The following is a 20,068-nucleotide window of genomic DNA, read 5'->3' on the forward strand; positions in this document are numbered from 1 at the left end:
TCCACAGGAATTACAAAAATGTAGTTTTTTGAAATATCAATGTTTCCGAAATTATCCTTGAAATTACAGCAATGAAAGTATTTATCCACACCTGTTAATAAACTTGTGTATAACTTTTTTTCCAACTAATATTTGTTAGACGATAAAAACAATATGGTAGAAATTAGGAGAAGTTATGTCAGAACTGTCTTTATCTGAAATCTGGGATGAATACATTAAAATACAATCTCCTACTATCGGCCTAAAAGAAACAGGATTCCTTAACCTTTGTCGTCTAATAGGTGATATAGCCACAGAAAGCATCGTCTTACTCACACCTAATGACTATATTAAAGAACATATTGAAAAAAACTATAAAGAATCAATAATTATATTTATAACCTCAAGAATAAACTCTCAAATTTCTGTATTTTCAATACTTGTAGATAAAGCAATATCGTCTATTCCTTCTGTTCAGCCAGACTCTGAATTACATTTAGATACGCTAGACTTTGAACCAAAAGAAGAATCAAAAATATTGGAAGAAATAGATAATAATCTTGAGAATTCTCAAAGTAGTGAAGTTATTTACTATGATAAGGACTCACATTTAAATCTTAAATATACTTTTGACCATTTTATTATTGGAAATTCAAACAGATTTGCTCAAGCAGCCGCAATTGCTGTTTCGGAAGAACCAGGTAGTGCTTATAATCCCCTATTCATTTATGGAGGAAGTGGATTAGGAAAAACTCACTTATTGCATTCAATTGGAAACTCAGCACAAGCCTTGCAAGAAAGCTACGTAATTAGATATGTCAGTAGCGAAGAGTTCACAAACGAATTAATAAACTGCACAAGAGAAAAAAGAATGCACGAGTTTAAAGAAAAATATAGAAAAGTGGATATTCTTTTAATTGATGATATACAGTTTTTGAAAAATAAAGTTGAAACAATGGAAGAGTTTTTCCATACATTCAATACCTTATACAACGATCAAAAACAAGTTGTATTAACTTCTGACGTACATCCTAAAAAATTAGAAGGCATTGAAGAACGTTTACGCACACGATTTGAATGGGGATTAATCTGTGATATCCAATCTCCAGAGTTAGAAACTAGATGTGCAATTCTAAAACATAAATCACGTGTAGATAATATTGATGTTCCTGACGATGTTATAAACTTTATAGCCTCACTAATAACAAGAAACATACGTGAGCTCGAGGGCGCTTTAACACGTGTAGTTGCTTTTGCAAGTCTAACTAAACAAAATATTACTGTTGATTTAGCAAGAAATGTTCTAAAAGAATTATCGGATAATATAACAAATGAACCATTATCTTTAGAAGCTATTATTGAATTAACAGCCACATACTTTAACATCACTTTAGATGATATACATTCAAACAGTAGATCTAAAAATATTTGTTATCCGAGACAAATAGCTATGTATTTGTGTAGAACATTCACAGATTATTCTTTACCTAAAATAGGAAAAGCATTTAATAAAGATCATACAACAGTAATGCATTCTTTTGAAAAAATAGAAAAATCAGTAAAAACTGATCCAGAAATATATAACCATATACATGATTTATCTAAACAAATTAATAGACATAAAATTTAATGCATTTTAATGTGGAAAATAATAATTTTTTTGTTATTTAACTTGTGGATAACTTTCTACTATCTGTTTATAAGTTTTATACTAAATTTATAAACATTTTTATCCAAAGAATATGTAGCTTTTATAAACAAGTAAAAGTGTTTATATTTCAATGAAAAAATAAGTTATCCACAATATCAACAACCTCTACTATTACTTTTAAATTAAAAAGAGAAAATAATTTTATAAATAATCTGCAGTGGCTTTTGTCAAAAACTAAAAAAATCTTGAAAAAAATAGATAAAGTAAATAATCTTAGTTATAGAAAAATATCATCGGAGGAATAGCGTGAAATTTACAGTAGATCGTGACATATTGGCAAATTCAGTATCGTGGACTTCACATACATTACAGTCAAAAAGTACATCGCCGGTAAGAATGGGTGTGCTATTAAATGCTAAAAATGAGACATTAACCTTACAAGCAGTAGGAGATGACTCTTCCTCTAAGAGTGTAATCGAAGCAAAAGTTGATGAAGAAGGAACAATACTTGTTTCTGGAAAATTATTAGCAGATATATGTAAAGCTCTTCCTAATAAACCAGTACATGTAAGTCTTGAGGATAAAAAAGTACTTATAAAATGTGGATCATCTCGTTTCACACTAATAACAATGAATATTGATGAGTATCCTGAAATAAATCAGATGCCTCAAACATTCGGTACCGTTGATTCCCAAGAATTTTATAATGTTATAAATCAAATTAAAATAGCTGCGTCCAAAGATGATATGATTCCAGTTTTGTCTAGTATAAAAATGGATTTTATTGGTAAAAAAATCTACTTGACAGCTACAGATAGGTTCCGTTTAGCAAAAGGTGAATTAGATTGGACACCAGAGGACGAAAATATAAATGTATCTGTTTTAATCAAATCTAAGAATTTATATGATATAGCTAGATCATTAAACCACGGTGGAACTATAAGTTTAGGTTTAAATAGTACAGAAAATAGTACTTTAATCGGATTTGAATGTGTTGGATATCAAGTGACATCTTCACTAAGAGAAGGCGATTATCCAAAAGTTGATGGAATTTTCCCACAAGAAACTCCAATAACTGCTCTTGTTGAAACTAAAGAATTAATTGAGTCAATTAAACGTGTAGGCCTAGTTTTGAATCCAAATGAACCAATAAGGTTTAATTTTGATGAAGAAGGTTTGACCCTAGAAGCAGGAAAAGGAAACGACTCTCAAGCAACAGAAAGCTTATCAGCAAACCTTAACGGTGAAGATATAGTAGTTGCATTCAATCAAACTTTCTTAATTGAAGGACTAAGTGTTTTAGAAACAAAATATGTAAAGTTCTTCTTTAATCACCCAACAAAAGCTATCTTACTAAAAGGTTGGGATGATAAAAATAATGATGTAGTTGAAGAATTCAAATATCTACTAATGCCAGTAAGAGTATAAAAGTGTATATATCTGATCTTGCCCTGAATGATTATAGATCTTATAAAGAACTAGTCATATCTTTTACTAAAGGAATAAATATTTTAGTGGGAGAAAATGGGCAAGGTAAAACAAATTTAGTGGAAGCAATTGGCTATTTATCAACGTTTACTTCACATCGAGTAAAAAATGATAACACTTTAATTCGATATATTTTAGAAGAAAAACATTCAGCTCCGGGTGCAATAATAAGGGCTAGAAATATAAATAAAAATCACAATATTCTAATAGAATTAGAATTAATACAAGGTAAACCAAACAGGGCTAGAATAAATAAAAATAATGTAAAGAATAAAGAAATATTAGGACATATAAAAACAGTTATATTTGCTCCAGAAGATTTACAAATAATAAGATCAGAACCTAACATTCGAAGAAATTTCCTTGATGAGTTAATAACCCAAATTTATCCAACATATATGGGTATAAGAAATGAAATTGAAAAAGTTTTAAAACAAAGAGCAGCAGTTTTAAAACTAATGCAAATAAATATGAAAAAAGGCATTAAAACAGATCAAACAATGGTTCAGATTTGGGATGAAAAACTAGCTGAATTGTGTGCAAAAAGCTTAAAAGAACGAATTAAAATAATTAACCGTTTGTCAGAGCCACTAAAAAAATCATATAACAAAGTAACCAATGAAAATAAAACACTTACAATTGCTTATAAAAACTGTTTAGAAAAATATAATATTGAAATAAAAGATCCAGAAGATATTTCTCTTACAAAAAAACAGTATTTACAAGCATTTGAAGAAAATAAACAAATTGAAATTGAAAGAGGAATAAACCTAATAGGAGTTCATAGAGATGATATCGAGTTTTTCCTAAATGACATACCAGTAAAAGGCTATGCAAGTCATGGAGAAACTTGGTCTGTTGTCTTATCTTTAAAAGTTGCCAGCTATGAAATAATAAAGGAAATTTTTGAAGAAGATCCAATCCTAATATTAGATGATGTATTTGCTGAATTAGATACAAATAGAAGAAATAGTTTAATAAAATTAATAAAAAATACAGAACAAGTGTTTATAACAGCTGCAGTAAATGAAGATGTCCCAGAAGAGTTAGAAGCTAAAAAATATTATGTTAAAAATATTGATGGTATAACTAAAATATTTGATAATCCACATATAGAAAGTGAAGAAAATGAGTAAAAATGTGGATATAAATGATGAAGAAAATGTAGAAAAAAGATTAGTAAAAGTAATAGAAGAAACATTTACACGCTTAAAATTAGATGAAAACTTATACAAGTTAAAAGAAAAATATAAAACTAAAAAGAAAAAAGAAAATTCAAAAACTAATGATAACAGCGTATTTGCTAAAGGATATAAAGATCCTGTGTCATTTGGTGAATGTATGAACCAAGTATTAAATGATAATGATTGGGATGAAAAATTACTTTATGGAAAAATTATTTCTAATTGGGAAAATTTAGCTGGAATAAACAATGCTAAGCACGCAAAAATTGAAAAAATTGAAGATAAAACACTATATTTGAGAGTAAGCTCTACTAATTGGGCTACAACATTGAGAATGTTGCAAGATAAAATTCAAAGAAACATAGATATTGAAATAGGGCACGGTATTATAAAAAAGATAGTTATTATACCTCCATCAAAACCAAGTTGGAAAAAAGGAAAATATCATATAAATGGAAGAGGTCCCAGAGATACGTATGGATAAAACCAATAAAATAAAAAAATATACGAAAATAAGGGTTAATGTGCTTATAAATAGGGACTCACAGCAGAGCATGTTAAAATCGTTATAAAGCAAATATATGCATAATTACAGTAAATTATATGAAAAAAAGTGTTTTAAATGTAAAATAGTGTATAGTCTATGTATTTTCAGTAGAGAACGGGAGACTCACACGTGACAGAACATGACGAGAATGTAAATGCTGAAAAAAATGATTATGGTGCAGCCAACATTACAGTCTTAGAAGGACTGGAAGCTGTACGCCAAAGACCAGGTATGTATATTGGTTCTACAGGTGAACGAGGATTACACCACTTAGTTTATGAAGTGGTAGATAACTCAGTTGACGAAGCACTCGCAGGTTATTGTACAGAAATTGAAGTTTCCTTACTTAAAGACGGTGGAGTTAGAGTAGTAGACAACGGTAGAGGTATTCCTGTAGAAGAACATCCTACCGAGAAAAAACCAGCTGTTGAAGTTGTATTAACGATTCTACACGCAGGTGGTAAATTCGGTGGCGGCGGATATGCCGTATCAGGTGGTTTACACGGTGTAGGTGTATCAGTAGTAAATGCATTAAGTAAAAAACTTGCTGTTGAAGTATGCCGTGACGGATACAAATGGGAAATGGACTTCGTAAACGGTGTACCAACTGGACCACTACGTCAAATTGAAAAAACAGATAAAACTGGTACTACAGTCACATTCTGGGCAAATGAAGATATTTTTGAAACCACAACATACTCATACGAAACATTAAGGACAAGATTCCAGCAAATGGCTTTCCTTAACAAAGGATTGAGAATTACTTTAACAGATGAACGTCATGACTCAAATGTTGGTGACGAAATTGTTGGAGAAAAAGAGACTGAAAGTAATTTAAATAAGGTTTCATACTGCTATGAAGGCGGTTTGAGGGACTACGTAAACTTTATAAATACGACTAAAAAATCTGAAGTTGTAAACTCTGATATTATAAATTTTGAAGCTGCAAATGAAGATAATACTTTGAGTCTAGAAATAGCTATGCAGTGGACAACCGCATATTCTGAATCATTATACACTTATGCTAATACTATCAATACCACAGAAGGTGGTACTCACGAAGAAGGCTTTAGAACAGCTTTGACAAGTATTACTAATAAATATGGTCGTGAGAAAAATATTATTAAAGAAAAAGATGATAACCTCACGGGTGATGATATTCGAGAAGGATTGACAGCTGTTATATCAGTTAAGCTGACAAATCCACAGTTTGAAGGTCAAACAAAAACAAAGCTAGGTAATACAGAAGCTAGAACTTTTGTTCAACAACAACTATATGCTTATTTAACTGACTGGTTTGATTCTCACCCTGCTGACGCTAAAAATATTATTTCAAAAGCACAATCTGCTGCTGCTGCTAGGGTTGCTGCTCGTAAAGCACGTGAAGCAACTAGGCGTAAGGGTGTGTTAGAGTCAGCATCAATGCCTGGTAAACTACGTGACTGCTCAAGTAGAAAACCTGAACACTGTGAAATATTCATCGTTGAGGGTGACTCTGCTGGTGGTAGTGCTGTTGGTGGACGAGACCCAGAACATCAAGCAATTATGCCAATTCGCGGTAAAATTTTGAACGTCGAAAAAGCTAGACTAGATAAAGCATTGTCCAACAACGAAATTGGTGCTTTGATAACAGCTTTTGGAACCGGTATTGGTGAAGAATTTGATGTGAATAAACTCCGCTATCATAAGATTGTTCTTATGGCTGATGCCGATGTTGATGGACAGCACATTGCGACACTGCTATTAACATTCTTATTCAGATACGCAAAACCATTAATTGAAAATGGTTACGTATACTTAGCAACACCACCTTTGTACAGAATAAAATGGATGAATTCTTCTCATGAATTTGTTTACTCTGATAAAGAAAAAGATGATTTTGTTGAAAAAGGTTTAGCTAGTGGTAAAAGACTACCAAAAGAAAGTGGTATTCAAAGATACAAAGGTCTTGGTGAAATGAATGCTAATGAACTTTGGGAAACCACAATGAACCCACAAACACGTATTCTAAAACAAGTGACATTAACTGATGCTGCTTCAGCTGACGAAATATTCACAACACTAATGGGTGAAGATGTTGAATCAAGACGCGGGTTCATACAAAGAAATGCTACAGACGTACGATTCTTGGATATCTAATTAGAATAAAAGACGGGGAAAAAAGTGACAGAAAAACCACCTAGCGTGACAGACGACGAAAAAGAAGAATACAACCACGGATATATTGAACAGGTTGATTTAGAAGCAGAAATGCAAAGGTCATATCTTGACTATGCCATGAGTGTTATTGTTGGTCGTGCATTACCAGAGGTACGAGATGGCTTAAAACCAGTGCACCGTCGTGTTATATATGGTATGTATGATGGTGGATTTAGACCAACCTCAGGTTTTTCAAAGTGTGCACGTGTTGTTGGTGACGTTATGGCTAACTATCATCCGCATGGTGACGCAGCAATTTATGATGCCCTAGTTCGTTTAGCTCAACACTGGTCTATGCGCGCCCCACTTGTTGCTGGGCAGGGAAACTTTGGATCTCCAGGTAACTTAGGTGCTGCTGCATCGAGGTACACTGAATGTAAAATGGCTCCATTAGCAATGGAAATGGTCAGAGATATTGATGAAGACGCTGTTGACTTTATTGATAACTATGATGGTAGAAACCAAGAACCAACAGTTTTACCATCACGTTTCCCTAACTTATTAGTAAACGGTAGTGAAGGTATTGCTGTCGGTATGGCGACACGTATACCACCACATAATTTACGTGAAGTAGCTGAAGGCGTTCAATGGTATTTGGAAAACCCTGAAGCAACACGTGAAGAACTACTAGAAGCACTAATTAAAAGAGTTAAAGGTCCTGATTTCCCAACCGGTGCAACTATTTTAGGTTATAGAGGAATTGAACAAGCATACCGTACAGGTAAAGGCTCGATTGTTCAGCGAGCAATTGTTAATGTTGAAGAAATTCAAGGTAGACAATGTTTAGTTGTTACCGAACTTCCATATCAAGTAAATCCTGATAATCTTGCATCAAAAATTGCTCAACTAGTAAAAGATGGACAAATCCAAGGTATTGCTGACATTCGTGACGAATCATCTGAACGTGGTGGACAGCGACTAGTTATTGTTCTAAAACGTGACGCTATACCAAAAGTTGTACTGAACAACTTGTACAAGCGAACACAGCTACAAGACTCGTTCCCAGCGAACATGCTAGCCATAGTCGACGGTGTGCCACGCACACTTTCCTTAGACGGCTTCATACACTACTGGGTACGACATCAAGTAGATGTCATTGTACGTCGCACAAACTTCCGTCTAAGGAAAGCTGAAGAACGCCTACATATATTGCGAGGCTACTTGAAGGCTTTGGATGCTTTGGACGAAGTTATTGCACTCATTAGGCGTTCTCCAACCGTCGACGACGCACGCTCTGGACTCATGGATCTTCTTGACGTTGACCAAGTCCAAGCCGACGCAATTTTGGCTATGCAGTTACGTCGTCTTGCTGCATTGGAACGTCAGAAGATCATCACAGAGTACGATGAGCTAGAAGCAAAAGCTCGAGGTTATCGCGAGTTACTTGCTAGTGAAAAGTTGCAGTATGAAACAATTTCTAAAGAATTGAAGGAAATTGTTGATAAATATGGAGATGAGCGTAAAACAACTATTCTTCCTTATGAGCAAGAAATGTCTATGGAAGATTTGATTCCTGAAGAAGAGTGTGTTGTTACAATTACACGTTCAGGATATGTAAAGCGTACAACAGCCGATATTTATCGTTCACAACATCGTGGTGGTAAGGGTATAAAGGGTGCTTCTTTGCGTGAAGATGACATTGTAGAGCATTTCTTTGTTACTTCAAGCCATAGCTATTTGTTGTTCTTCACTAACTTCGGTAAAGTTTATCGTATTAAATGTTACGAACTCCCTGAAGGTAGCCGTAATTCAAAGGGACAGCATGTTGCTAATGTGTTAGCTTTCCAGCCTGATGAAACTATCGCACAAGTTTTGGCAATTGAAGGATTTGAAGAAGAAAAGTCTTTGATTTTAGCTACAGCCAGAGGTTTAGTAAAGAAAACTCCTTTGGTAGCATATGGTTCAAATCGTGCTGCTAGTGGTATTATCGCCATTACTTTGCGTGAAGATGAAAATGGTTTACCTGATAAGCTAGTTGCTGCCGCATTAGCTGAAAATGAAGATGATTTGATATTTATCACTAAGAACGGTCAGTCTTTGCGTGTATCAGCTAGTGAAGACGCATTACCATCTCGTGGACGTACAACTCAAGGTGTACGTGGTATTCGTTTGAAGGAAGACGACGAATTATTAACTATGCAAGTTGTTGATAACTCTTGTGATCTTTTAACTGTTACTGAAGGTGGTTTTGCGAAACGTACTCAAATTGGTGAGTATAGGAGACAAAATCGTGCTGGTTCTGGTGTGAAAGTAGCTAACTTTGTTGACGAAATTGGTTGCTTAGCTGGTGCTGTGAGTGTAAACCAAGATGACGAAGTTATGCTTATCATGGAAAGTGGCAATATTGTACGTGTAGCTGTCAGTGAGGTTAACAGGACTGGTCGTGTCACTAAAGGTGTCATTTTCGTGAAACTATTTGAAGGTGATAGAGTCATTGGTGTTACTAAATACCTAGAAATTGATAATGGTGACGCTGACGAAACAGCTCCTTCAGAGGAAAATACTGGTGAATCTGTTTCAGATGAAAGTTCTTCAGAAGAGTAATTAACGTTTAGGAAAAAATATGCAAAGAAATCTTTCCCATAATGACGAGGAAATCCTTGAATCACAGATTTGTGTTTCAAAAGTAAATATTTTATCTGTGATGAAATTTAGTTTCCTTGTCTCTGTTGGATTAGGGATTGCTTTTGTTGTAATGGTGTGTTTGTCGTGGTTTGTTTTAGACTCCATGCACGTTTTTTCATCTTTCCAAGAATTTGCTGGGGATATTGGTACTGGCCGTGTTACTGGATTTGTCCAGTACCTTTATTTCTCAAGAGTTTTAGCGATAAGTATTATGTTAGCAATATTAGGAACTGTTGTTTTAACAGCAATTTCTGTTTTGTACGCATATATTTATAACGTTGTTGCTCATTTAGTTGGTGGTATTAAAATCACTATTACTAATGAGTAATTTCTCGTGAATTTTATCCATTTGTAAAAAGTGTTGCTTTTTTACTAAATACCATGTAAAATTTTTCGAGTGTTCATATTGAACAGTTGGGACTATAGCTCAGTCGGTTAGAGCACTACACTGATAATGTAGGGGTCGCTGGTTCGAGTCCAGCTAGTCCCACGTCATAAAAATAATTATAAATAGTTTTCAAAAACTTATTGATTAATGATATTTTATGATGTATCCTTGAATACGTTGTTCGCTAGGGGATATGGCGCAATTGGTAGCGCACCTGCTTTGCAAGCAGGGGGTTACGGGTTCGAGTCCCGTTATCTCCACCAAAATTACTCTCCAGTTTGGAGAGTTTATTTTTTTAATTTTTTTGTTATTAATCAACTCTAAAAACTATATTTTCAATTATTTGGAATTTTATTTTCAAATCTATATTCTTTTATATAAATAACGATTAAAATCACTTATAGTCTAAATTTTAGTGTATGTTTATCCGTGCAATTGATATTATTGTACGTGTAAATAAATATTTCTTTTTTGAGTAACAACAAGGGAGTTGTTGTGATAAAATACGCAGATTTTGTTGAAAGATATACTTTTCCTGAAGGCATAAATCTTTCCGATGACATTAAAGAGGAAATTCTTTCCTCTTCCTGGGAATATCTCATTACTTTGCCTAATATTGAAGACATAATTTGCTGTATTCAAGACTTACTTGAAGATAGTGAGTACTCAATTTCTGAAGAAAATATTGAAATCATAGCTAAATCAATAATTGAATGTAGACGTAAACAAATTGCTGATTATAAAAATTCACCCGAGTATAAACCATCACGTTTAACAGCTGCTTTTAAAGAACTTAGGGAAAATAATGTTTTAGCACTTGAAAACTTTAGTTGTTGTGGAACTTGTGCATCCAGCGAAGCTTACGACTTGATGTATGAGGAAGAAGAGTGGTTTGCTTACATATATTTTCACCAGCAAGATACTGAAATATTAGTTGAAGATGGAAGAACTTATTTAGGTTACGAGTGCAAATGGACAAAAATTTGCTCTGAAGAAGACTATGATGCTATGGCAGAGGAAGAGCGTCATGGAGTTTATTTGAATGAATGTAAAAAATTAGCTGACGAGATCTTGAAACCTACCTTTAATAAACATGGAATTGAATTTACATGGAATTATGATTTGGGTACTAGAATGCATATCAGTAACGCTGATTTTTTCGCAGATATTGAAGACGAATAGTTTTCCTATTTTATATAAAGCTCAAGGTTATATGTCTTGGGCTTTTCTTTATAAGTGCTGCTGTTTTTAGATTTGACACCCTTAGGGAAAACCTGTGTAAAACTTTTAAAATATTTATATAAATTAGGTTTACCTTAGTTATAAAGTGTAAATTTTTTCTCTATAAACTTTTTCTCCCCATGCTTATCCACAAAAACTGTGGATAAAATGTGTATAAGTTAATGTAATCTTAAATACCAAGTTGAAAGTTAATCCACAAATTACATATTTGTAATATGTGAATAAGTATCCACAGGTTTTTCCACAGGATGTGAATAAAAAATAAATTACATTTTTGTACTTTTCCACAAAGTTATTAACAGTGTGTGAAAAAGTCCTATTTTTCAGTTTTTCTAAAGATAAAAATTTTTATTTTACGTAAATATACTTTTTCACAAGAGAATTTTTGTTTTGTGGATTAACTTTCAAGTTATTAACAGATTTATTTGAGTTGTGGATAAAACTGTGTATAAATTCTCTTAATAATCGTAATGTTGTGTGAAAACCTGTGTAAAAGTGCTTAATTATCCACAAGCTATGTGATTTAAATCAACTATTTAATAATGAGCGAAGATAATTTATATCTATATTTAGTTGCAGTACACATTATTTATGATTCTTGTTGGATAAAGTTTTTGTAAGACATATATTCAAACTAAAATATTAGAAACAGTGTAAAGGTATGCACTTGTTAGTTACGATAGCTAAAACACGTAAAGCTTTCATCAACGAGACACTGGAACATAGCATATAAATTAAAATTTCAAAGTTACTTGTAACCGTAAATGCAATAAGTGTTGTTTTCTACTTCATAATTTATATTGTATTTATTTAGTATTTCTTGCAATTTTTTACTAGCATCAACTAGTTCACTTTCAACCAAAGTACCTATATGTTTTAGATACCTAGGTCTAATCTTTATCCATTCAATAGATATAGTGCCGTTAGGGAAACAACAGCAATCACAACGATACCAAGTCCCAAAATTACTATCATCATCTTCAAGTTTAGGAACAGAATTCTCATCTTCAAATAAGTACTTAACAACATAAGGTGGAGGAAAAGGCATTTCTTCTAGCATGGCTTGTGATAATTCGTTCCACTTCGTGTTATTCATATAACTACATAAGTTTCTTTCAGATATTATCGCTAAAACTTTTTCTCTTTCAGATTTCATAGTAGGTACTTTCTGTAAGTGAAGTATAACAATCATATTAAAATATTCTTAAAGAAAAAGCACCTCTAATGAGGTGCTAGTTCAAAACATAAAAAGTTAGATTTTATCAGTAAAATCCAAAACATAAAAGTAGTTCAACTATAATCACAGGTAAAGCACTGAGTATAGTTGCTGAGGTTGATTTGTAAACCTTAGGACGGCTCAAAATATAAGTCATAGCTGTTCCAAATACTAAACCACCAATATGTCCCATTACTGCTATGTCAGGTATAATGAACGTCATTGCAAGGTTTAGCCCTATCAAAGTAAGCATAGGTGTTGTTGAAATCCCTTGTCGTTTTTGTAGCACGTAAATTGCTCCAAATATACCGAATATGCCTCCAGAAGCTCCTAAAGTAAAAGCATTTGCCCCTATGGAAGTGAGCATATAGTAGGCTGCGGTTAAAGCTGAACCACCTATTATAGAAACGATATACACTATCCCAGTTCTTAGAGAACCTAACATTTTTTCAAGCTCGCCACCTATGTAATACAAGGTGATCATATTGAATAATATGTGTAGAAAACCTATGTGTATAAACCCAGAAGTTAAAACTGTCCAAGGATTGAACATGGTCCAAAATGGATGGTAAGCAAGTTTGAAACTGATATGAGGGATAAATAACTGTAAAATGTAAAGAAATACACAAATTGCAACTATTGCTTTAGTAAAAGGGGTGTGACTTTTCTTAAGTCTAATAACTGAATGTGAAATATTGTAATTTTTATTGCCCAGCGAAAATTTTTTCACATTATTAGATTGTTGGTAAGAATTTTTATTCCATTCATGCTTATAGGCATCAAAATCATTAATTGGTGATATGTCTGACATACTTAATTCCTTGTTTTAAAGAAATAATATTGGTAAACACTAGAATTTACCAATATTATTTCCAATGTTTCACGTGAAACAATTAATCTTCGATGATTTCGATTGACTTTATTACAACGTCGTCTAGTGGACGGTCACGCATATCTGTAGGAACAGTAGCAATCTTATCAACAACAGCTTTTGACTGGTCATTAGTAACTTTACCAAAAACAGTGTGCTTGCCATGTAGCCATTCAGTAGGTACAACAGTTATGAAGAACTGTGAACCGTTAGTTCCGTGACCATCACGTTTTCCAGCGTTAGCCATAGCTAAGACATAAGGGTCGTTAAAGTTATATTCAAGATCAATTTCATCGTCAAAGGTGTAACCTGGACCGCCCATACCAGTACCGGTTGGGTCACCACCTTGAATCATAAAACCATCTATAATTCTATGGAAAATTACGCCGTCATATAGAGGTGTATCTACCATAGTTTTACCAGTATTAGGATCAACCCATTCGCGTTCACCCTTTGCTAGTTCAACAAAGTTTTTTACGGTAACGGGTGCGACATGAGGAAAAAGTTCTATGCGAATGTCGCCTTCGCTTGTATGCATAATAGCTTCCATAGTATTAATTCTTACATAATGATATAAACTAAACAAATAGATAATAATAACTTTCACTAATAGCCAAATAAGAAAAGAAATATTAATATTAAGTAAATAAGGAAATAGCAGATGTTTTATGGGTGCTAATGCATTAAAATAGAAAGAAGTACAAATAAAACTAGAGCTAATTCTTTAGAGTAACTATCATAGGAGACCAAAATGACTTGTTGCCGCAAACGTATAGATAAAGAAAAACTTAAGACAAATGTAGCTAACGCAAAACAGTTAGCACAAATTCATGGTCAAGCATACAAAGAATATGCACAGGACCTATTCGCAAATGGCAAAGAATGGGCAACTCCTCGTGCAGAAAAGGCTTGGAAAGAAACAGTTAAATTCACAGCCCCACGCTTATCTTTAGCTGCTAATAAAGTAGCTCCAGTGCTAGAAAATGCACACACAAAACTAGTTCAAGACTATATTCCACGAATCGATTCACTAACAAAGGAAGAAACAATGTCAAATAAAACTCATAAAGTACGTAATATCGTACTAATTTTCACAGGGCTTGTCACAGCTGTCGTTGCTGGCGTTTTGGTATGGCGTCGTCTACAGCCTGTTGATGACCCATGGGCAGAAGAATACTGGGAAGACTTTGAAGAGGAATGTGGCGAAGACTGTGATTGCGCTGCAGTAGCTGATGAAGTAGTTGAATCTGAGAAGTAATTTTTATCAGAAGAGGGTGTGGATAACCTCCACACCCTCTTTTATTTAAAACGCTATCGCCTAGAAATAAGCTTAAGGATAAGCTGTTTGGTTTTATAAGCTACAGAAAATAAAAAATATAATCTCGAGTTACAAACAATATCACGGCTTGGTGCAACATCAACTATTTCTTTAGAAAATTTAGTTTTAAACTCGTTCAATCCTAGTAATTTTGGTGAAAAATCTGATCCTATTGCCATTAAATCAAAATTTGCAATACCCATGTCGCGTAAATAACAACAACAGAAATATATTAACTGGTCATAACAATTTTTTGAACGTGCTATTTTACTAGTAGCCGCATAGTATTGGACTGCTAATCCATCATGGATAGTTGTTATACTCCAACAAACTGCTTGACCATCTATTCTTCCAACGAATACCTTACATTTTTCACCAAGAGTTGAAATCATATTTTTATAAAAATCTGCGTCATTAGGTACGAAATTATCACGATTTGCTGTTTCAACCATTATTTCGTAAAGTTCGTCAAAGTTACCTAAGATAGTTTTAGATTCTTCAAAACATTCCATCCCCGATACCCGTAGACCTTTACGTACATCACGACGTCCACGTGGTTTCATTCTAGATAGAATATCTTCATCACTACCCTGAATATTTAAAATCACAGTTTTATCATAAGGAATTATACGTACGACTGGACGTGTAAAAGTAAAGTTTTCAGTAATGTTTAAACGCAAAAAGATAACTTTTGAATCATGTTTACGGACAAAATCGCGCAAAGCTAGACAAACTTCTTTTTCATAACTCTTTGAATTATCAGAAAATACAGGAGAATTTCTTGCCCATAAATATTTAAAGCCACCAGCATGATATTCATATAAACTAGTTACAGCAATAGGAAAACTATCATTTGTTATAACTAAACGTTTCCATAAGCTGTGTCCACGGGATAAAGAAAAGCTTTCCCACTCAACGCTTTGTTCAATGGGAAGGCTTATGTTATTTTCTTTACAAAAATTAATATAAGATTTTTCATCTACTTCTATGATGGATAAAGAAGACATGACTTTAATAAAACTTGGGGCTTATCGCCATCTAAGTGCCATCATAAAACCAGAAAAAGAAATAAGCGTACCTATGCCTAAGTTCCAGTTACCAATACCAGGAATAGGATAAGAACCGCTAGAAATGTAGTAGACAACGATCCAGAATAGCCCTGTTAACATTAGTGTAACCATTACTGGTGCCCACCAAGATGGACTCATCTTAACGTTGTCAACCCAAGATGGACGGATATCAGTATCAGAATGAACAGACTGTCCATTACTCTTACGCCTCTTTGATTCTGGCATAAAAACTCCTCGTAAAATAGATAGACGTACTAATTCTAACGAAAATGTGGAACTAAAACAAAATACATTCACAATGTGAAATAAAATTTTAATTAATATAGACTAACTACGCTAATAAGCCACAATAAATTATCAAACTTCAAAGACTATGAAATAAGAAAGTTATTAAAAACTTTATCAATATTATAAATTCATAATGAAAAATAACTCAAAAACTACTATAACCATCTAATTAGATAGTAAAATATACGAAGTGTACTTTAAATAAATATGTAAACAATCTAGGAATGTAGAAAAGAATGGGCGAAGTAAAAAGCGAAAAAAATATGAGACATCGCAGACATAAAAAACCATTTAGTATATACACTTTAATAAATATTATTGGTGAGTTATGTATAACTTTGTCTGTAATATTAGGTTTATTCATAGTTTGGCAAGTTTATTACACAACTTGGGAAGTTGAAGATCAGAAGAGAATAGCAGTTGAACAATTCCACAAAGATGCTCCAATCTTGTCAGAAAAAATTGCTAAAGACTTACATTATGATCAACCACCAACAATAGAACGTCCAAATGTAGGTGAAGTATTTGCCGCTTTATATGTACCTACTTGGAAGAAAGATCCAATGCCAATAGGTGAAGGTGAATACCCAGCAGTCATAGACAGAGGATATGCTGGGCACTATAGAGAAACAGCCTTACCAGGAACAATTGGTAACTTCTCACTAGCTGGACATAGATTGACTTATGGAAATAACTTTGACCAACTTCCAGAACTTAAAGATGGGGATCCTGTTATAGTTGAAACTAAAGATACATGGATTGTTTATAAAGTTACAGGTCACCAAATAGTTTTACCAGAAAGAGTTGATGTTATTGCACCAGTACCGAATAAGCCTGGTGAAGCACCAACTGAACGAGTCATGACTATGACAACTTGCTCAACTTCAACTGGTGGAAGATGGGGAAATAGTCACAGATGGATAACTCACGCTAAATTCCACCACTGGGTAAAGAAATCCGATGGTATACCAGCAGAACTAGCAAGCACATATAAAAAATAACTTCAGAAGTAAGAGACTTTATAAATAAGCGAGGTCAAGAAAATGTACTCAGCTCTTTGGAAAATTCTTCCAGGGCCTAAATGGTTGAAGGCAATAGAAGCTTTAATCTTATTTGGCTTAGTCGTAATGTTCCTATTTGAATGGGGATTTCCATTTATGGTGAACTATCTAGGACTATTCAAAGCAACAGTATAGTTCTATTACTGTCAATATTTTTGCAGAACAAAAGGACTTTAGCTGTAAATTTCACTTCTTGCATTTTAACAGCTAAAGTCCTTATCGTGCTTAAAAACCACAACAACTATGAAAACTTAAATTTCAATTCCCATGAAATCCAATATTTCTTGCTTAGAAAAAGGCTCCACAACTATATTATTAGCGTCTATGAAACTATATTTTTCCTTAGGTAGTTTTTCTATAAAATCTGTATAAGGATACTGAGTATTACCAACCTCATCAGTAAAATAAAAATAAATATTCCACTCTACTTGTTTATCTTTACAAGCAACATAATTCTCAAAAGATAAGACAGGTTTAAAAGGTAAAACTGTTCTCACATCCTCACTTAAAACATAAATACCTACTACTTCAGTTTTTTCATCAATATCACTACCTTTATCATCTTTTGATGAAAATAACATTTGCTGAGCAAAATACGCATCTATATTTTGTACTTCAACTAGAAAATCACTAAAACTTTTAACGCTGTCTTCTGAAGTATAAATTTTTTTAAAAAGCTCTTTATTAATAGTGCAATCATGGTTCACACCTTGTAATACTAAATCAGTTAGTTCCTCTGAATTAATATGCTTATGAATATTTTTCAAACCAGCCAGAATATCAGCATTATAATCAAAAATATCTATGGTTTCTGCAGAGTAAACCTCGCCATTTTCACAAATTATATTGCTATTAAACTTATAAGATAAAGCTTTTATTACTTCAATCGCAGTTTGCCAATCATAACTAGTTGCAGGAGTATTAACTCTTACAACATAAGAATTTATGTCATTTTCGTAAGAAAGCTCAAATCCACGTCCACTTTTACCACGAATACCTAAAAGTAAACAGTCAAAATTTTTTATTGAAGAAGCATAAAACTTTTCAATATCAATGTTTTCATCAGTTTCATTAAAGTTAAACTGCTCAAGACTATCAAGTAATTCAAGACAATCTTGCACAGATATAGGCTTTGCATAACCTAATAGTTTCTTTTTATTCTGAATGGAAAAACTAACACTCATTACTTCACAATCTCATTTGAGTAACATGTACATCTTAAATTGTAACACAGTTCTTATAAATGTATGAGAATATACAAATAAAATGAAACCTATTTGCATGATATACAAAAAATAACTTATAAATTTTTAAAGACACTTTTATAAAATATTGAAAATATTTGGCAATGATAAAAATAACTCATACAATAATCCAATAAAGAATGTAACGTTTAGGTAAAGGTAAGATGCAAGCTGCTGAGAAAATTCAAGAATGTCACCAACTAGGTGTACATGACATGTTTAGGATTGGCATAGGTCCATCTTCTTCCCACACAGTTGGGCCAATGAGAGCAACGAATGCTTTTATACAAGAATTACAAACTATAAACAATTTTGTTTTAAAAGAACTAAACGTAGAACTATATGGTTCATTAGCAGCAACAGGAAAAGGCCACTACACTGATAAAGCTTCAGTATTAGGTTTATGTGGTCACGACCCTAAGACGGTACCAACTAGCGAACTCGAAACTATATTAGAAAAAATTCAAGAAAGTGGTGTCATAGTTACACCTGCTGGGACAGTAGAATTTAGCTTAGAAAAAAATGTTAAATTTATGTCACACATAGTTCCAGATTTTCATGTAAATGGGATGAAAGTTACAGCTTTAAATAGCGATGGCAAAATAATTTTAACTAATACTTATTACTCAGTCGGTGGTGGGTTTGTCATGGTAGAACCTACCTCAGGTGAAATTTATTCACTAGATGAAAGTAACTTGAGAGATAGAAAAAAACCAATACCTTACCCATTTACTACAGGTGGAGAGCTTTTAAAACAGTGCGAAACATCAGGGTTGTCAATCAGTAAAATTGTTTACGAAAACGAACTAAGTATGTATGATGAGCAAGAGATTGATAGCTACCTAGATGAAGTATTAGAAGCTATGAATGATTGCATTAAGACAGGCTGCAAAACAAAAGGTATACTACCCGGGGGGCTGAATGTTAAGCGCAGGGCTAGGCAACTTTTCGAACAACTCTGCGACCGCAAACACAATGCTGAAAAATGCGATCTGCATGAAAGCACCGAACAGTATGCTTGGGCTGGAACAAATATAGATCCGCTTAGAGCTATGGATTGGGTGAATTTATTCGCGCTCGCTGTGAACGAGGAAAATGCTGCTGGGCACAGAATAGTGACAGCCCCTACAAACGGCGCAGCTGGTATTATTCCAGCAGTTCTAGGCTACTATAAGGTATTTGTGCCAAATGCTAGTTTGCAGGGCTGTAAGGACTTCTTACTGACAGCAACAGCGATAGGCTCGATAATTAAAACCAACGCTTCAATTGCTGGAGCTGAAGTGGGCTGTCAGGGTGAAGTCGGCTCAGCAGCAGCGATGGCAGCAGCTGGTCTTGCTCAAGTCTTCGGGGGAAACCCGCAGCAAGTAGAATACGCTGCTGAAATAGCGATGGAACACAACCTTGGGCTAACTTGCGATCCTGTAGCTGGTTTAGTCCAGATACCATGTATTGAACGAAATGCTATAGCTGCAGTCAAAGCAATTAATGCTGCTCGTATGGCTTTATGGTCTGATGGAAACCATAATGTAAGTCTTGATGTAGTTATTGAAACTATGCGACAAACAGGTAAAGATATGCTTTCAAAGTATAAAGAGACTTCAGAGGGTGGTCTTGCCGTAAACGTTGTAGAGTGTTAACTTGCTTGCATAGTCTCGCAGATAGTTGATATTTCAATGGTTTTACGTTTTAAGTATTTT

18 protein-coding genes and 2 tRNA genes are annotated in these 20,068 nt (G+C 33.7%); 14 read left to right on the top strand and 6 right to left on the bottom strand.

Annotated elements, in window-relative coordinates; genetic code table 11:
- Positions 1 to 175 precede the first annotated feature (175 nt).
- From dnaA to HCQ94_RS00050, 10 genes are all read left to right on the top strand, one after another.
- Positions 176 to 1,609: a chromosomal replication initiator protein DnaA gene (gene dnaA, locus HCQ94_RS00005; RefSeq protein WP_166982675.1), complete on the top strand. Its 1,434-nt coding sequence runs from the start codon at positions 176 to 178 to the stop codon at positions 1,607 to 1,609.
- A gap of 327 nt (positions 1,610 to 1,936) precedes the next feature.
- Positions 1,937 to 3,058 carry a DNA polymerase III subunit beta gene (dnaN, locus tag HCQ94_RS00010; protein ID WP_166978198.1) on the top strand — a complete coding sequence of 374 codons (1,122 nt, stop codon included), beginning with the start codon at positions 1,937 to 1,939 and terminating at the stop codon, positions 3,056 to 3,058.
- 2 nt (positions 3,059 to 3,060) lie between these two features.
- Positions 3,061 to 4,254, top strand: a complete 1,194-nt coding sequence (gene recF, locus HCQ94_RS00015) for a DNA replication/repair protein RecF (RefSeq protein WP_166982677.1) — start codon at positions 3,061 to 3,063, stop codon at positions 4,252 to 4,254.
- A complete protein-coding gene (locus tag HCQ94_RS00020) occupies positions 4,247 to 4,786 on the top strand; it encodes a DciA family protein (RefSeq protein WP_166978193.1) in 540 nt (179 codons plus the stop codon). Before recF ends, HCQ94_RS00020 begins: the two co-directional genes overlap by 8 nt.
- Before the next feature lie 192 nt (positions 4,787 to 4,978).
- On the top strand, positions 4,979 to 6,988 hold the full coding sequence (gene gyrB, locus HCQ94_RS00025; RefSeq protein WP_166978191.1) for a DNA topoisomerase (ATP-hydrolyzing) subunit B: 2,010 nt from the start codon (positions 4,979 to 4,981) through the stop codon (positions 6,986 to 6,988).
- A gap of 45 nt (positions 6,989 to 7,033) precedes the next feature.
- A complete protein-coding gene (gene gyrA / locus HCQ94_RS00030) occupies positions 7,034 to 9,592 on the top strand; it encodes a DNA gyrase subunit A (RefSeq protein ID WP_232525764.1) in 2,559 nt (852 codons plus the stop codon).
- Between the two features lie 19 nt (positions 9,593 to 9,611).
- A complete protein-coding gene (locus tag HCQ94_RS00035; protein WP_166978189.1) occupies positions 9,612 to 10,001 on the top strand; it encodes a DUF3566 domain-containing protein in 390 nt (129 codons plus the stop codon).
- An 88-nt stretch (positions 10,002 to 10,089) separates the two neighbouring features.
- Positions 10,090 to 10,163: transfer RNA gene (locus HCQ94_RS00040), tRNA-Ile, on the top strand.
- Positions 10,164 to 10,248: 85 nt separating this feature from the next.
- A tRNA-Ala gene (locus tag HCQ94_RS00045) sits at positions 10,249 to 10,324 on the top strand.
- Positions 10,325 to 10,556: 232 nt separating this feature from the next.
- Positions 10,557 to 11,243, top strand: coding sequence for a DUF6891 domain-containing protein (locus HCQ94_RS00050; protein ID WP_166982681.1), 687 nt, complete (start codon positions 10,557 to 10,559; stop codon positions 11,241 to 11,243).
- 808 nt (positions 11,244 to 12,051) lie between these two features.
- Here HCQ94_RS00050 and HCQ94_RS00055 read toward each other — a convergent pair.
- From HCQ94_RS00055 to HCQ94_RS00065, 3 genes are all read right to left on the bottom strand, one after another.
- Complete coding sequence (locus tag HCQ94_RS00055; protein ID WP_196373608.1) at positions 12,052 to 12,459, bottom strand: DUF6678 family protein; 408 nt, start codon at positions 12,457 to 12,459, stop codon at positions 12,052 to 12,054.
- Between the two features lie 106 nt (positions 12,460 to 12,565).
- Positions 12,566 to 13,330, bottom strand: coding sequence for a rhomboid family intramembrane serine protease (locus tag HCQ94_RS00060; RefSeq protein WP_166982685.1), 765 nt, complete (start codon positions 13,328 to 13,330; stop codon positions 12,566 to 12,568).
- A gap of 82 nt (positions 13,331 to 13,412) precedes the next feature.
- Entirely contained in the window at positions 13,413 to 13,940 is a 528-nt protein-coding gene (locus HCQ94_RS00065) for a peptidylprolyl isomerase (protein WP_166978181.1), read from the bottom strand.
- 201 nt (positions 13,941 to 14,141) lie between these two features.
- Here HCQ94_RS00065 and HCQ94_RS00070 point away from each other — a divergent pair, with 201 nt between their 5' ends.
- Positions 14,142 to 14,648, top strand: a complete 507-nt coding sequence (locus HCQ94_RS00070) for a hypothetical protein (RefSeq protein WP_166978179.1) — start codon at positions 14,142 to 14,144, stop codon at positions 14,646 to 14,648.
- A 53-nt stretch (positions 14,649 to 14,701) separates the two neighbouring features.
- On the opposite strand, the gene HCQ94_RS00075 is transcribed toward HCQ94_RS00070, so the two are convergent.
- Entirely contained in the window at positions 14,702 to 15,715 is a 1,014-nt protein-coding gene (locus HCQ94_RS00075) for a lipid II:glycine glycyltransferase FemX (protein WP_166982687.1), read from the bottom strand.
- Between the two features lie 21 nt (positions 15,716 to 15,736).
- Positions 15,737 to 16,003 (bottom strand): cell division protein CrgA, encoded by a 267-nt coding sequence (locus HCQ94_RS00080; RefSeq protein ID WP_166978175.1) that lies wholly within the window; start codon positions 16,001 to 16,003, stop codon positions 15,737 to 15,739.
- Positions 16,004 to 16,302: 299 nt separating this feature from the next.
- On the opposite strand from HCQ94_RS00080, the gene HCQ94_RS00085 reads away from it, so the two are divergent.
- Together HCQ94_RS00085 and HCQ94_RS00090 are read left to right on the top strand one after the other, a co-directional pair.
- On the top strand, positions 16,303 to 17,067 hold the full coding sequence (locus HCQ94_RS00085; RefSeq protein ID WP_232525726.1) for a class E sortase: 765 nt from the start codon (positions 16,303 to 16,305) through the stop codon (positions 17,065 to 17,067).
- A gap of 42 nt (positions 17,068 to 17,109) precedes the next feature.
- Positions 17,110 to 17,262 (top strand): hypothetical protein, encoded by a 153-nt coding sequence (locus HCQ94_RS00090; RefSeq protein ID WP_166978173.1) that lies wholly within the window; start codon positions 17,110 to 17,112, stop codon positions 17,260 to 17,262.
- 116 nt (positions 17,263 to 17,378) lie between these two features.
- Here the strand turns inward: HCQ94_RS00090 and HCQ94_RS00095 are convergent, their stop codons facing one another.
- Complete coding sequence (locus HCQ94_RS00095) at positions 17,379 to 18,311, bottom strand: DUF4299 family protein (protein WP_166978171.1); 933 nt, start codon at positions 18,309 to 18,311, stop codon at positions 17,379 to 17,381.
- A 224-nt stretch (positions 18,312 to 18,535) separates the two neighbouring features.
- Here HCQ94_RS00095 and HCQ94_RS00100 point away from each other — a divergent pair, with 224 nt between their 5' ends.
- On the top strand, positions 18,536 to 20,008 hold the full coding sequence (locus HCQ94_RS00100; RefSeq protein ID WP_166982689.1) for an L-serine ammonia-lyase: 1,473 nt from the start codon (positions 18,536 to 18,538) through the stop codon (positions 20,006 to 20,008).
- Positions 20,009 to 20,068 lie beyond the last annotated feature (60 nt).

The sequence above is a fragment of the Actinomyces sp. zg-332 genome (assembly GCF_011751945.2).
GTDB lineage: Bacteria > Actinomycetota > Actinomycetes > Actinomycetales > Actinomycetaceae > ZJ293.

Excerpts from the sequence above, each read along its gene's own strand:
- HCQ94_RS00035 (WP_166978189.1), top strand. The coding sequence starts at position 9,612 with ATGCAAAGAAATCTTTCCCATAATGACGAGGAAATCCTTGAATCACAG.
- HCQ94_RS00075 (WP_166982687.1), bottom strand. The coding sequence starts at position 15,715 with ATGTCTTCTTTATCCATCATAGAAGTAGATGAAAAATCTTATATTAAT.
- HCQ94_RS00085 (WP_232525726.1), top strand. The coding sequence starts at position 16,303 with ATGGGCGAAGTAAAAAGCGAAAAAAATATGAGACATCGCAGACATAAA.
- HCQ94_RS00020 (WP_166978193.1), top strand. The coding sequence starts at position 4,247 with ATGAGTAAAAATGTGGATATAAATGATGAAGAAAATGTAGAAAAAAGA.
- HCQ94_RS00070 (WP_166978179.1), top strand. The coding sequence starts at position 14,142 with ATGACTTGTTGCCGCAAACGTATAGATAAAGAAAAACTTAAGACAAAT.
- HCQ94_RS00090 (WP_166978173.1), top strand. The coding sequence starts at position 17,110 with ATGTACTCAGCTCTTTGGAAAATTCTTCCAGGGCCTAAATGGTTGAAG.
- HCQ94_RS00080 (WP_166978175.1), bottom strand. The coding sequence starts at position 16,003 with ATGCCAGAATCAAAGAGGCGTAAGAGTAATGGACAGTCTGTTCATTCT.
- HCQ94_RS00100 (WP_166982689.1), top strand. The coding sequence starts at position 18,536 with ATGCAAGCTGCTGAGAAAATTCAAGAATGTCACCAACTAGGTGTACAT.
- HCQ94_RS00055 (WP_196373608.1), bottom strand. The coding sequence starts at position 12,459 with ATGAAATCTGAAAGAGAAAAAGTTTTAGCGATAATATCTGAAAGAAAC.
- HCQ94_RS00065 (WP_166978181.1), bottom strand. The coding sequence starts at position 13,940 with ATGGAAGCTATTATGCATACAAGCGAAGGCGACATTCGCATAGAACTT.
- dnaA (WP_166982675.1), top strand. The coding sequence starts at position 176 with ATGTCAGAACTGTCTTTATCTGAAATCTGGGATGAATACATTAAAATA.
- HCQ94_RS00095 (WP_166978171.1), bottom strand. The coding sequence starts at position 18,311 with ATGAGTGTTAGTTTTTCCATTCAGAATAAAAAGAAACTATTAGGTTAT.
- HCQ94_RS00060 (WP_166982685.1), bottom strand. The coding sequence starts at position 13,330 with ATGTCAGACATATCACCAATTAATGATTTTGATGCCTATAAGCATGAA.